Annotated in this window: 12 protein-coding genes; 4 read left to right on the forward strand and 8 right to left on the reverse strand. The window is 72.1% G+C overall.

The window, feature by feature from the left end; translation table 11 throughout:
• Nucleotides 1-2: 2 nt before the first annotated feature.
• From ESP57_RS11955 to ESP57_RS11975, 5 genes are all read right to left on the reverse strand, one after another.
• A complete protein-coding gene (locus ESP57_RS11955; protein WP_129231750.1) occupies nucleotides 3-824 on the reverse strand; it encodes an ATP-binding cassette domain-containing protein in 822 nt (273 codons plus the stop codon).
• Entirely contained in the window at nucleotides 821-1,984 is a 1,164-nt protein-coding gene (locus ESP57_RS11960) for a putative F420-0 ABC transporter permease subunit (RefSeq protein ID WP_129231751.1), read from the reverse strand. Before ESP57_RS11960 ends, ESP57_RS11955 begins: the two co-directional genes overlap by 4 nt.
• The gene (locus tag ESP57_RS11965; protein WP_129231752.1) at nucleotides 1,984-2,982 is read right to left on the reverse strand and encodes a putative F420-0 ABC transporter substrate-binding protein; all 999 of its coding nucleotides are present in this window, start codon (nucleotides 2,980-2,982) and stop codon (nucleotides 1,984-1,986) included. Before ESP57_RS11965 ends, ESP57_RS11960 begins: the two co-directional genes overlap by 1 nt.
• Nucleotides 2,983-3,090: 108 nt before the next feature.
• On the reverse strand, nucleotides 3,091-4,086 hold the full coding sequence (gene cofD, locus ESP57_RS11970) for a 2-phospho-L-lactate transferase (RefSeq protein WP_129231753.1): 996 nt from the start codon (nucleotides 4,084-4,086) through the stop codon (nucleotides 3,091-3,093).
• Between the two features lie 123 nt (nucleotides 4,087-4,209).
• Nucleotides 4,210-4,614, reverse strand: coding sequence for a DUF4406 domain-containing protein (locus ESP57_RS11975; RefSeq protein WP_129231754.1), 405 nt, complete (start codon nucleotides 4,612-4,614; stop codon nucleotides 4,210-4,212).
• A 49-nt stretch (nucleotides 4,615-4,663) separates the two neighbouring features.
• Here ESP57_RS11975 and ESP57_RS11980 point away from each other — a divergent pair, with 49 nt between their 5' ends.
• Together ESP57_RS11980 and ESP57_RS11985 are read left to right on the forward strand one after the other, a co-directional pair.
• Nucleotides 4,664-5,422, forward strand: a complete 759-nt coding sequence (locus tag ESP57_RS11980) for a DeoR/GlpR family DNA-binding transcription regulator (protein WP_129231755.1) — start codon at nucleotides 4,664-4,666, stop codon at nucleotides 5,420-5,422.
• Nucleotides 5,423-5,629: 207 nt separating this feature from the next.
• Nucleotides 5,630-7,684: an elongation factor G gene (locus ESP57_RS11985; RefSeq protein ID WP_129231756.1), complete on the forward strand. Its 2,055-nt coding sequence runs from the start codon at nucleotides 5,630-5,632 to the stop codon at nucleotides 7,682-7,684.
• A 12-nt stretch (nucleotides 7,685-7,696) separates the two neighbouring features.
• On the opposite strand, the gene ESP57_RS11990 is transcribed toward ESP57_RS11985, so the two are convergent.
• Nucleotides 7,697-8,146 (reverse strand): redoxin domain-containing protein, encoded by a 450-nt coding sequence (locus ESP57_RS11990; RefSeq protein WP_129231757.1) that lies wholly within the window; start codon nucleotides 8,144-8,146, stop codon nucleotides 7,697-7,699.
• Between the two features lie 91 nt (nucleotides 8,147-8,237).
• On the opposite strand from ESP57_RS11990, the gene ESP57_RS11995 reads away from it, so the two are divergent.
• On the forward strand, nucleotides 8,238-8,684 hold the full coding sequence (locus ESP57_RS11995) for a MarR family winged helix-turn-helix transcriptional regulator (protein WP_158556740.1): 447 nt from the start codon (nucleotides 8,238-8,240) through the stop codon (nucleotides 8,682-8,684).
• A gap of 52 nt (nucleotides 8,685-8,736) precedes the next feature.
• Here ESP57_RS11995 and ESP57_RS12000 read toward each other — a convergent pair whose 3' ends face one another.
• Together ESP57_RS12000 and ESP57_RS12005 are read right to left on the reverse strand one after the other, a co-directional pair.
• The gene (locus ESP57_RS12000; protein ID WP_243648512.1) at nucleotides 8,737-9,591 is read right to left on the reverse strand and encodes an ion transporter; all 855 of its coding nucleotides are present in this window, start codon (nucleotides 9,589-9,591) and stop codon (nucleotides 8,737-8,739) included.
• A gap of 76 nt (nucleotides 9,592-9,667) precedes the next feature.
• Nucleotides 9,668-11,077: an aminotransferase class I/II-fold pyridoxal phosphate-dependent enzyme gene (locus tag ESP57_RS12005; protein ID WP_115960139.1), complete on the reverse strand. Its 1,410-nt coding sequence runs from the start codon at nucleotides 11,075-11,077 to the stop codon at nucleotides 9,668-9,670.
• Between the two features lie 265 nt (nucleotides 11,078-11,342).
• Here ESP57_RS12005 and ESP57_RS12010 point away from each other — a divergent pair, with 265 nt between their 5' ends.
• Nucleotides 11,343-12,191, forward strand: a complete 849-nt coding sequence (locus tag ESP57_RS12010) for a nitrilase-related carbon-nitrogen hydrolase (RefSeq protein WP_115961497.1) — start codon at nucleotides 11,343-11,345, stop codon at nucleotides 12,189-12,191.
• Nucleotides 12,192-12,214 lie beyond the last annotated feature (23 nt).

Raw genomic sequence — 12,214 nt, forward strand, 5'->3', positions numbered from 1 at the left:
CGTCAGGTTCGCGGGTCGAGCGCGACCTCGGGCGTGCGCGCCGACGAGACGCCCGAGTAGGCGATGATCGGCCGCCCCGTCGAGGGGTGCGCGAGCACCTCGGCCTCGACGCCCCAGACGTCGCGGATGAGCCCGGGCTCGAGTACCTCGGCCGGGTTTCCGGCTGCCACGACCCGGCCGCCGTCGAGCACGATCACGTGGTCCGCGTACGCGGCCGCGAGCCCGAGGTCGTGCAGCGCAGCGAGCACCGTGCGCCCCGACCCGGCAAGGGTGCGGAGCAGCTCGAGGCTCGTGAGCTGGGCGCGCACGTCGAGGTGGTTGGTCGGTTCGTCGAGGAGCAGCAGTTCGGGCTCCTGCGCGAGCGCCCTCGCGAGGTTCACCCGCTGGCGTTCGCCGCCCGAGAGCGTCGCGTACTCGCGCGCGGCGAGCGGTTCAAGGCCGAGCACCGCGAGCGATTCGGCGACGACGGCATGATCGCGGTCGCCGAGGCCCGACCACGGCCCGAGGTGCGGGGTGCGGCCGAGTGCGACGACCTCGTGCACGCGCAGCTCGGGGGCCTCGTGCGTCTCCTGCTCGGCGAGCGCGATGCGGCGCGCCAGGTCGCGGCGGCGCAGCGCGGCGAGGTCGTGTCCGGCGAAGGCGAGCGCACCGGCATCCGCTCGCTCGATGCCCGCGATGAGGTGCAGCAGGGTGGACTTGCCGGCGCCGTTCGGGCCGAGCAACGCGCCGAGGGCGCCTGCGGGCACGGTGACGTCGACCTCGTCGACGACGAGCCGGCCGGTGCGCGAGAAGCGCACGCGCGAGAGATCGAGGCCGTCGGTCATGAGACCCTCCGTCGCATCAGGAGCAGGGCGAACACCGGCCCGCCGACGAGCGCCGTGATGATGCCGACGGGCAGCTCGCGGGGGTCGAAGAGCGTGCGCGCGGCGGTGTCGGCCCAGACCAGGAACAGTGCGCCGGCGAGTGCCGAGAGCGGCAGCAGTGCGCGATGGCGCGAACCCACGAGCAGGCGCACGCCGTGCGGCAGGATCAGGCCGACGAACCCGATCGATCCGCTCACGGCGACGAGCGCGCCGGTGAGCAGGGCGGTTCCGCCGAGCAGCAGCAGCCGGCTGCGCCCCACGTGCACCCCGAGAGCGGATGCCGCGGCATCGCCGAACGCGAACGCGTCGAGGGTGCGCGCGCTCGCGATGAGCGGGATGCCGATCGCGACGAGCGCGCCGCCCGCGATCGCGACCGAGACCCAGTCGGTGCCGGCGAGCGAGCCGAGCAGCCAGTTGAGGATCTCGCGGTAGCTGTCGCCCGTGGCGCTCCAGAAGATGACGAGGCTCGTGACGGCGCCGAACATCGACGAGACGGCCAGGCCGGCCAGCACGGTGCGCGTGGGGGAGAGGCCGCCGCCCGAGCCGCGACCCGAGCCACGCCCCGCGGCGCCCGCGAGGGCGAGCGTTGCAACGAGGGCGACGAGCGCCCCGGCGAACGCGGCGAACGGCAGGAGCAGGCCGACGCCGAGCACGATCACGATGACGGCGCCGACCGACGCGCCCGACGAGAGGCCGAGCAGGTAGGGGTCGGCGAGCGGGTTGCGGGTCAGCGCCTGCATCACGGCACCGCAGAGCGCGAGACCGGCGCCGACCGCGGCGGCGGTGAGCACCCGGGGCATCCGGAGCTCCCACACGATGCCGTCGCGGAGCGGGCTGAGGGTCGGCTCGCCGATGCCGAGGTGCGCCAGCACGCTCGCGACGACATCCGTCGGGGCGAGGCCGGCCGGCCCGATCGTGACGGCCGCGATGACGGAGGCCGCGAGCGCGGCACCGAGTGCGACCGCCCAGACCCAGAAGCTCCCGCGACCGCCCGTCGGTCGACCCGCCGGTCGAGTAGGGCGCTCTGCGCCCGTATCGAGACCCCGTGGCCCGATGCGCGGAGCTGTGGTCTCGATACGCTCGCTGGCGCTCGCTACTCGACCGACGGGGGTGCTGGACATCAGCCGAGGGCTCCGAGCTGGTCGACGAGCGACGCGACGGCGCCGACGTTGCGCACGCCCGCCTCGGTCGCGGGGAAGTCGACGACGAGGTACCGCTTCGCCTGCACGGCCGGCAGAGCCGCGGTCGCGGCGTTCGCCTCGAGGTGCGCGATCTTCTGCTCGGCGGTGTTCCACGCGGCGTCGACGAGCACGATGACGTCGGGGTTCGCGGCGACGATCGCTTCCCAGCCCATCGAGGTCCAGGTGTCCTCGACGTCGGCCGCGATGTTCTCGAGACCGGCGGCCTGCATGATCATCTGCGGTGCTCCGATGCCGGCGCCGACGAACGGCGTCTCGTCGCCCGAGCTATACCAGAGGGCCGTGAGGCCATCGGCGTTCGGCTCGATCGCGTCGAGCTCGGCGCGCTGGGTAGAGACGAGGTCGGCCGCGGCATCCGGAACGCCGAAGATGTCTCCCGCCTCCTCGAACTCGCGGAAGACCTCGTCGAAGGTGAGCGGGTTCGGCATGTAGCCCTCGCCCTTGCACGCGGCAGGTGCGACGTACGTCGCGACGCCGAGCTTCGCGAGCGTCTCGCGATCGCCGGCGCCCTCGGCGGAGAGGTTGGACTCCCACCCGGCGAAGACGAGGTCGGGCTCGGCCGCGAGCGTCGCCTCCTGCGACGGCACCTTCTCGGAGAGCGCCTCGACGCCCGACGCGGCGCCGGTGTAGGCGTCGGGAACGGGGCCGTCGCTGAACGCCGAGCCGACGACGCGGTCTTCGAGCCCGAGGGCGAGCAGCAGTTCGAGCGTCGACGACTTGATCGTCACGACGCGCTCGGGCGCCGCCTCGAAGGTCACCTCGGTGCCGCAGTTGTCGATCGTGAGCGGGTATCCGGATGCCGCGGCGTCAGCGGTGGCGTCGGGCGTCGCGGGACCGGCGACGCTGCCGGTGGCACATCCGCCGAGGAGGAGGATCGCGGCGAACGGCGCGGCGATGAAGAGGGAACGGGACGCGGGCATCAGGCCTCCGGATGGCGTGCGAGTAGGGCACCGACGTTGTCGGGGACTCGCAGCCCAATGCCGGGCCGCACACGCCGATCAGATCCAGATCAGCGGGTCGGCACCATCCTAGACCGCGAGGTCGAGGGCCGCACCGGCGAGATCGGCCGAGGTGTCGAGGTCGCGCATCCAGAGGGGCACGGATGCCGCGGTGAGCCCGATCCCCTCGAGCGACGCGAGCGCCGGGGCATCCGCTTCGTCGACGAGCCAGCCGTCGAGCAGGCCGCCGGCCGACCGCGAGCCGTAGTGCCGGCCGACCGCTTCGGCGCTCGTCTCGACGCCGATGACGGGCAGGCACGCGTCGGCCATGCCGCGCACGACCTTGCCGCCGATGATCGGCGAGACGCCGACGACCGGCGCCGAGGTCTCGGCGAGCGCCTCGCGGATGCCGGGCACGGCGAGGATCGTGCCGATCGAGACGACCGGGTTCGACGGGGCGATGAGCACGACGTCGGCGCCGAGGATCGCCTCGACGACGCCCGGAGCCGGGCGGGCCGACGCGATGTTCCGCTGCCGGAAGGCGACCGCGGGCAGCGTGGCGCGGTATCGGGTCCACCACTCCTGGAAGTGCATCTCGCGCTCGCCGTCGAGTTGGTCGGGGTCGGCGACGAGCACGTCGGTGTCGACCTCGGTGTCGGTCGCCGGCAGCAGGTGCACGCCGAGCGGCCAGCGCTGCTGCAGGCGGTGCGCCACCTCGGACGGCGTCGCGCCCTCGCGGAGCCACGCCGTGCGTGCCAGGTGCGTGCCGAGGTCGAGGTCGCCGAGGGTGAACCACGGCCAGCCGACGCCCCACTCGCGGAGCTCCGCGGCGACGCGTTCGCTCTCGCCCGCCCGGCCCCAGCCGCGCTCGGTGTCGTTGACGCCGGCGAGCGAGTAGAGGAGCGAGTCGAAGTCGGGCATGAGGCGCACGCCCGCGAGCCAGATGTCGTCGCCCGTGTTGACGACCACGCTGACGGATGCCTCGGTGCCCCCGTCGCCATCGGGCCAGCGCCGGGCGCACTCCTCGCGCACGCCGCGCACGAAGCGCGAGCCTCCGACTCCGCCTGCGAGCACCGTGATCTGCACCGTCCAACCCTATGGCCGCCGGTCGGATCGTTCGGGACCACTCGTGTCGCGCGGGACCGTGGATATCCGTGGTCCCGCGCGAAACGAGTGGTCCGACGATCGCCACGGAGTGGACGACGCCGGTCAGGCGACGCCCGCGGCCTCCAGCACCGGGATCTCGTCGATCGAGCGGTACACCGGGATGCCCCTGGCCTCGGCGATGCGCACGTCCTGGTCGGCGCCCTGCGAAGCGCCCTCGAGGCGCAGCACGGCGTCGCAGTGCTGCAGCAGACGGTGGGCGGTCGCGTACATGACGTCGCCCTCGGCGGGCGGCATGCCATCAGCGGATGCCTCGGGGCCCGAGGCATCCGCCGCCACGCGCAGGATCGGCAGCGCGACCCATTCGCCGATCATCGGCACGTGTCCTCGTTCGTAGATGGGCCAGGAGGCCTCCTCGAGGCGTTCGAGGTTGCGGGCGATGCGGGCGGGGTCGCCGTCGGTGCCCGAGCGATAGGGGCCGGCGATGAGGATGAGCAGTGGTTTCGACATGTCGGCCACCATAACGTGCAAGAATGTGAAGAAACAAGGAGGAACGTGCATGCTGACCGCGCAACGCCGTGAACTGCTGCTCGAACTGCTGCAGCGCGACGGCCGCATCGTCGCCGCCGACGTCGCGGCCGACCTGGGCATCTCCGAGGACACCATCCGCCGCGACCTCCGTGAGCTCGCCGCCGCCGGGCTCTGCCAGCGGGTCTACGGGGGAGCGCTGCCGGCATCGCCCGCCACCTCGCCGTACGAGGCGCGCACCCGCATCGAGCCCGAGAGCAAGCACCGCATCGCCGTCGCCGCGGCGCGCCTCATCGAACCCGGCTCGACCGTGCTGCTCGACGGCGGCACGAGCACGCTCGCGCTCGTCGGGGCACTGCCGCGCTCGCTGCGCGCGACCGTCATCACGCACAGCCCGACCATCGCCGTGGCGCTCGCCGAGCACGACCACGTCGAACTGCAGCTCATCGGCGGCCGGGTGTATCGGCACTCCATGGTCACGTGCGGCGCGATCGCCGTCGAGGCCCTGCGCGAGGTGAGCGCCGACCTGTTCTTCCTCGGCGTCACCGGTGTTCACGCGGAGGCCGGCCTCACGACCGGCGATGCGGAGGAGGCGGCGATGAAGCGCGCGCTCGCACGATCGGCCGCCGAGACCTACGTGCTCGCGAGCACCGAGAAGATCGGCGCCGCCTCGACGTACCGGGTGCTGCCCCTCGACGGGGTGGCGGGCGTCGTCACCGATGCCGACGGCGCCTCGCCGGCGATGCGCGAGCTCGACGACGCGGGGGTCCGGCTCATCCCGGCGCACTGAGCCGAGCCGGGGCGTGGCGTTCGGGACCACTCATGTCGCACGAGACCACGGATATCGGTGGTCCCGTGCGAGACGAGTGGTCCGAGCTGGATCGAGACACGCTCAGTCGCGGCGCGCCCGCCGAACCGGGCCGCCCGAGGACTGGCGCTCGCGGCCGACCGGGTACACGATGGGACGGACAGCACCGCACCGGCGCGGGAGGCGAACATGAATCCGGCATCGACACCGACCCACCGCACCATCGCGCTCGTGGGCGGGGCGGGTTCCGGCAAGACGACACTGCTCGAAGCGCTGCTGCTGCGGGCCGGCGCGATCCCGAGGGCGGGCAGCGTCGAGCAGGGCTCGACGACCGGCGACCACGAGCCCGAAGAGATCGCCAGGGGCATGACCCTCGGGCTCTCGCTCGCCCACGTGGGCTGGGCGACACCCGACGGCGTCGAGCACGCCATGACCCTCGCCGACGCGCCGGGGCATCCCGATTTCGTCGGCGGGCTCGACACGGCCCTCGCGATCGCGGATGCCGCGTTGCTGACCGTCAGCGCGGTCGACGGCGTGACGGCGGGCACGCGAAATGCCTGGGCTGCGGTGCGGGCGGCTGCCGTGCCGCTCATCGTCGTCATCACGCAGGAGGACAAGGCGCGAGCCGACTTCCGCCGCGTGCTGGCGGAGCTGCGCGAGGCGTTCGGCGAACGTCTCGTGGCGCTCGAGCTGCCGCTCGGCGAGGAGCACGACTTCACCGCGCTCGCCGACGTGCTGAGCGAGCACGCCCTCGTCTACGACGAGGCGGGCCGTCATCACGACGAGCCGCTGCCGGCCGGGGCCGAGGCGGAGGAGCACCGACTGCACGTCGAGGTGACGGAGGAGATCGTCTCGCACGACGACGAGCTGCTCGAGGCGTACCTCGACGGGCGCGAGCCCGCGGCATCCGACCTCGAACGCACGCTCGCCCGCGAGGTGGCGACCGGCGCGGCGATCCCGGTGGTCGTGTGTTCCGCGCTGACCGGCGCCGGCGTCGACCGGATCGCCGACCTCGTGTGCGCACTCGCGCCGGCGGCGACCGCGCACGACAGCCGCATCGTCATGGGCGGCACCGAGGTCGCCGTCGCCCCGAACCCCGACGGCGAGACGGTGCTGCACGTCTTCCGCACCGTCGCCGACCCGTTCGTCGGGCAGGTGTCGATGTTCAAGGTGCTCTCGGGGGTCGTGCACCCGAGCGACCGGCTCGTCAACGCCACGACGGGCGCCGAGGAGCGCCTGCACGGGCTCTTCCGCCTGCGCGGGGCCGAGCACCTGCCCGCCGACGCGCTCCGCGCGGGCGAGGTCGGCGCGGTCGCGAAGCTCACGGGATCGCCCTCGGGCACGCTGCTGTGGTCGCGTGCCGGCGTGCGCGCCGAGCCGGCGCCGCTGCCGCACCGGGAGCCCGTGTTCGCGATGAGCCTCACCCCCGTGTCGCAGTCCGACGACGAGAAGCTCATGACGTCGCTCGGCCGCATCGTGGCAGAGGATCCGACGCTCGTGATCGACCGAACGGGCGGCGCGGCGATCCTCCGTGGGCTCGGCGACACGCACATCGCCGTCGCCGTCGAGCGGCTCGCCCGTGTGTTCGGCGTGCACGTCACGACCTCGCCCGCGCCGATCGCCTACCGCGAGACGATCGCCGGCCGGACCGAGGTCGAGGGTCGGCTCAAGAAGCAGTCGGGCGGGCACGGCCAGTTCGCCGTGGTGCAGCTGCGGGTCTCGCCGCTGCCGCTCGGCGGCGGTTTCGAGTTCGTCGACTCCGTCGTCGGCGGCGCCGTACCGCGCTCGTACATCCCGGCCGTCGAGAAGGGCGCACGTGACGCCCTCGCGGCGGGCGGGCCGCAGGGACATCCGGTGGTCGACGTGCGGGTCGAACTCGTCGACGGCAAGTCGCACTCGGTCGACTCGTCGGACATGGCGTTCCGAACGGCGGCGTCGATCGGCGTGAAGGCCGCGCTCGCGGAGGCGGGAACGGTGCTGCTGGAGCCGGTCTCGCTCGTGACCGTCGCGGTGCCGAGCGAACTGCAGGGCACGGTGCTGACCGACCTGTCGGGCCGTCGCGGCCGGGTCGTCGCCACCGATGTCGTCGGCGACGGTCGGGCCCGCATCGTCGCGAACGTGCCCGAGGCCGAGCTCGATCGCTACGTGCTCGACCTCCGCTCGATCACGGCGGGGCAGGCGGAGCTCATGATGAGCCCCGATCACTACGCCCGGGTGCCGAAGGGGTCGAACGCGACGGCGTGAACGGCGGCCGACTCACCCGAGCGCGCTGAGGATCTCGCGTCGGGAGAAGCTCGAGGTCGGCAGGGCGCTCGCGCGCTGTGCCAGCACGCGGCCGGAGGCGTCGACGACGAAGGTGCCGCTGTGCTGCAGCGCGAGGAACCGGCCGAGCCCGACATCGCGATGGCGCTCACCCGACGCGAACACGCGCAGCGTCGTGCGGCGGGCGACGGCGGCGGCCTCGACGGCTCCGCCCGGGGTGATGACGATCGCGCTCGCGCCCCGCAGCAGGCCGGCATCCGACATCCGCTGCAGTTCGCGCACGTGTGCGCGGCAGACCGGACAGGTGCTCGTCCGCATGAAGAAGACGACGCCGCCGTGGTCGCCGATGCCGTCCATCACTCGTGACGTGCCACCCGCAGCGTCGACCAGCGGGATGTTCGGGAGGGTGTCGCCGAGCGCGGGGAGCGTGATGGTGCCTGACATCGATGACCTCGGATCTGGGAGGATGGCCGGTAGGAAACCCGGTTGCGTTAATAGTCAACCCGGTTGCCTATCTTGTCAAGGAGGTTGCCTGATGCACGGTGACGCGTTGCGCGAGTTCGAAGTGGCCAGCCGGCACGATCTCACCCACACCGTCGGCGCGGTCTCCCGAGCGCTGACGGCCGCGATCTTCCGTCGCCTCGCCGAACGCGGCTACGGCGACGTGCACCAGTCACAGGTGGCGGTCTTCTCCGCCCTCGATCCCGAGGGGACCCGTGTCTCGACGCTCGCAGCGCGAGCCGGCATCAGCCGCCAGGCGATGAGCGCGCTCGTGCGCACGCTCACCGCGGCCGGGTACGTCACCGCGGAGTCAGACCCGACCGACCAGCGGGCCACGATCGTGCGGCTCGACCGGCGCGGCGCCGAGTTCTGCCGAGCGGCCGTCGTGGCGTCGGGCGAGGCGAACGCCGAGATCGAACGTGCACTCGGCCCTGCTCGGACCGCACAGCTTCGGGAGATCCTCCGACTCCTCGGCGGATAGCGGGCCGTCGCGCACCCCGGCAGCGCCGCAGCCTGCGCTCGCTGGTCCGCGCTCAGTCCGCGGCGGCGCCCGGGGCGGCATCGGCCACCAGGACGCGGAGCTCCGCCGTCGTCCGCTCGGACTGGGCGAGCAGCTCGGCGAGCCGGTCGCCGAGCGAGGCGTCCGCTGGCACCTCGACCGGCGCCGTGGTCGCCGCCACGACCGGCGCCACCGTCGGCGTGTCGCTCGCGTCCTCCGGCGTCGAGGTGCCCGGCCCGAGGAAGAGGTTCGCGAGGTATCCGGTGAAGGTTCCGAAGATGCCGACGCCGACGATGATGATGAGCGCGCCGAGGATCCGACCGGTGTTCGTCACCGGGAACTGATCGCCGTAGCCGACCGTCGAGATCGTGACGATCGTGTACCAGAGGGCGTCGGACGCCGAGGTGATGTTCGCACCTTCGGCGTGCCCCTCCACCGCGAGGATCGAGATGCTGCCGAACTGGAACACGAGCACGCCGAGCAGCAGCAGCGTCATGAGCGTGCTGTTCGCGCGGTCGTGGACGAGGGTGTTCCAGATCGTGCGGGGGCCGACGTCGCGCATGAGACGGTAGACGCGCAGCAAGCGGAAGATCCGCAGGACCTTCAGTTGCGGGAACGGCAGGCTCGCGAGGAGGTCCGCCCAGCCGTAGCCCGCGAGGAAGTAGTGACCGGCCGACGGTGCCGTCGCCATGCGGTAGACGAAGTCGCCGAGGAAGATCACGCTGAAGAGGGCGTTCATGACCGAGAGGATCTGCTGCAGCGCGCCGTCGCCGTGCATCGCGTAGACGAGCACGAGATTGACGATCGACAGGATCGACAGCACGCCGATGAAGATCTCGTAGGCGGTGTTCTTCAGTTCGCTGCGGGGCTTCACGCGGGTCGTGCGCACGGTGGTCTCCTCGACGTCGGGCGGCGCCTGCCGCGGCCACCATTGTGGCGCACGGGAGGGCGTTCGTCCCGAAGGCTCAGTACCCGCCCGACACGACGTGCTGTGCGGCGGTCGCGAGCGCATCGGCGACCTCGTCGACCTCGTCCCGCACCACGCCGACCGTGACCCGGACGAACTCTCCGCCGGGTCGCGAGCGCCCGTTTCCCGCGCCGGCCCCGGAGTTCGACGCCGCGAGGAACGGCGTGCCCGCCGCCACCCGCATTCCCGACGCCGCGAGCTGCACGAGCGCCGAGCGCTCGCTGAGCACCGGCATCCACAGGTTCACGCCGTCGGCCGGGGCGACCGGCACGCCGCGCGCCCGCAGCGCATCGCCCAGTGCGCGCTGCCGCGTGAAGTACTGCCGCCGCGCCTCGGCGACGGCGTCGAGCGAGGTGCCGTCGGTGAGCAGATCGAGCAGGATCGTCTGCAGCATCCGAGAGGTCCAGCCGGGGCCGAGCATGCGGCGCGCGGCGATGCGGTCGACGAGGTCACGGGGTCCGCCGACGGCCGCGATGCGCAGGTCGGGACCGTGCGACTTCGAGAAGCTGCGCACGTGCACGACCTGCTCGGGCAGCCACGTGCCGAGCGTCACGTCGCCGGCGGTCGAGATCATGCCCGAGTGGTCGTCTTCGATGACGACGACGTCGCCTGCGCGTTCGGCCGAGCGGATGACCCGCGCCAGCGCCTCGGCGCGGCCGACCGTCATCGACGCCCCGGTGGGGTTCTGGGCCCGAGGCTGCAACAGCACCGCGACGGGCTGGCGGCGCAGCGCAGCGGCGAGCCCGTCGGGCGTCATGCCCGCCTCGTCGACGGCGACCGGCACGGCCTCGGCGCCGAGCAGGTCGAGGAGGTCGAGGAACGGCGGGAAGCCCGGGCTCTCGACGACGACGCGGTCGCCGTACCGGACGACCTCGTCGAGGGTGCGCGAGATCGCGTCGAGGGCGCCGTCGACGACCATGATCGTCTCGGCTGCGGAGGGCCAGGAGTCGGCGAGCACCGCCGCGAGCCCCGGGATCACGGGCTCCGCCTGGTAGCTGCCGGTCTCGGCGCGCGCCGAGACCCGGGAGAGCGCCGGTCCGAGCGCCGGGAGCAGGAGCGGGTCGGGGGTGCCGCGGGAGAGGTCGAGGCGCACGGGATCGTTCGGGGCCGCCATGCCGCGCATGCGCGGTGCCAGCCAGCCCTGCGAGAGCGGTCGCACGAAGCTGCCGGCACGCCCGCGCGACTCGATGAGCCCGGTGCGCGAGAGGGCCTGCCAGGCCTGGCTGACCGTGGCCGGACTGACGCCGAGCTCGCTCGCGAGTTCGCGCACGGTCGGCAGGCGCGTGCCCGCGGCGAGCTCGCCCGAGTTCACGAGTCGTGCGATGACGCCCGCGATGCCGCGGGGGGTCGTCTCGCCGAACTCCGCGAGCGCGATGAGCTCGGCGCCCTCGAGTCGAACCGCAGCCATTCGAGATCCATTCACATGAATACCTGACACGACCATTGCCTCCTCACGACGTGAGGGACAAGATAAGTAACCACAACGTCACAGTGTGAAACACAAGAGAAATGTTCACGCCGAACAATAACAGAACGGGTCGCGCACTCGTTCGGGAGCTCCGGACACCGCAGTCCGCAGCACAGCCTCGGCGTCACAGCACCACCCGGTGAGCACCTCTGTTCCACGCCCATCGAGTGCATCCGCATTGACGCCGACCGACTCAGGAGGCAACATGACGATCGTCCGAGCGGCCATCACGCAGACGACCTGGACCGGCGACAAGGAGTCCATGCTCGACAAGCACGAGCAGTTCGCCCGTGACGCGAAGGCGCAGGGCGCCCAGGTCATCTGCTTCCAGGAGCTCTTCTACGGCCCGTACTTCGGCATCACCGAAGACGTGAAGTACTACGACTACGCCGAGCCCGCCGACGGCCCGATCGTGCAGCGCTTCGCCGCGCTCGCGAAGGAGCTCGGCATGGTGATGGTGCTGCCGATCTACGAGGAGGAGCAGCCCGGGGTGTACTACAACACCGCCGTGGTGGTCGACGCCGACGGCACGATCCTCGGCTCGTACCGCAAGCACCACATCCCGAACCTCGACAAGTTCTGGGAGAAGTTCTACTTCCGACCCGGCAACCTCGGCTACCCGGTCTTCGACACGGCCGTCGGTCCGATCGGCGTCTACATCTGTTACGACCGGCACTTCCCGGAAGGCTGGCGCGAGCTCGGCCTGAACGGCGCGCAGATCGTCTTCAACCCGAACGCGACGAAGCCGGGCCTCTCGAACCGCCTCTGGGAGATCGAGCAGCCCGCCGCCGCGGCCGCGAACGGCTACTTCGTGGCAGCGGCCAACCGCGTGGGCCTGGAAGACAACGAATACGGCGATCTCGCCGTGAACTTCTACGGCAAGAGCCAGTTCTGCGACCCGCAGGGCAACATCGTCGGCGGCTACGGCTCCGAGACCGACGAGGAGGTCGTCGTGCGCGACCTCGACATGGACATGATCCGGAACGTCCGCAACGCCTGGCAGTTCTACCGCGACCGCCGGCCCGACTCCTACACCTCGATCCCCAAGCCTTAACCCGACGAGCCACGCGAAGGAGC

Origin of the sequence: Agromyces fucosus (genome assembly GCF_004134865.1) — a bacterium.
Taxonomy (GTDB): domain Bacteria; phylum Actinomycetota; class Actinomycetes; order Actinomycetales; family Microbacteriaceae; genus Agromyces; species Agromyces fucosus.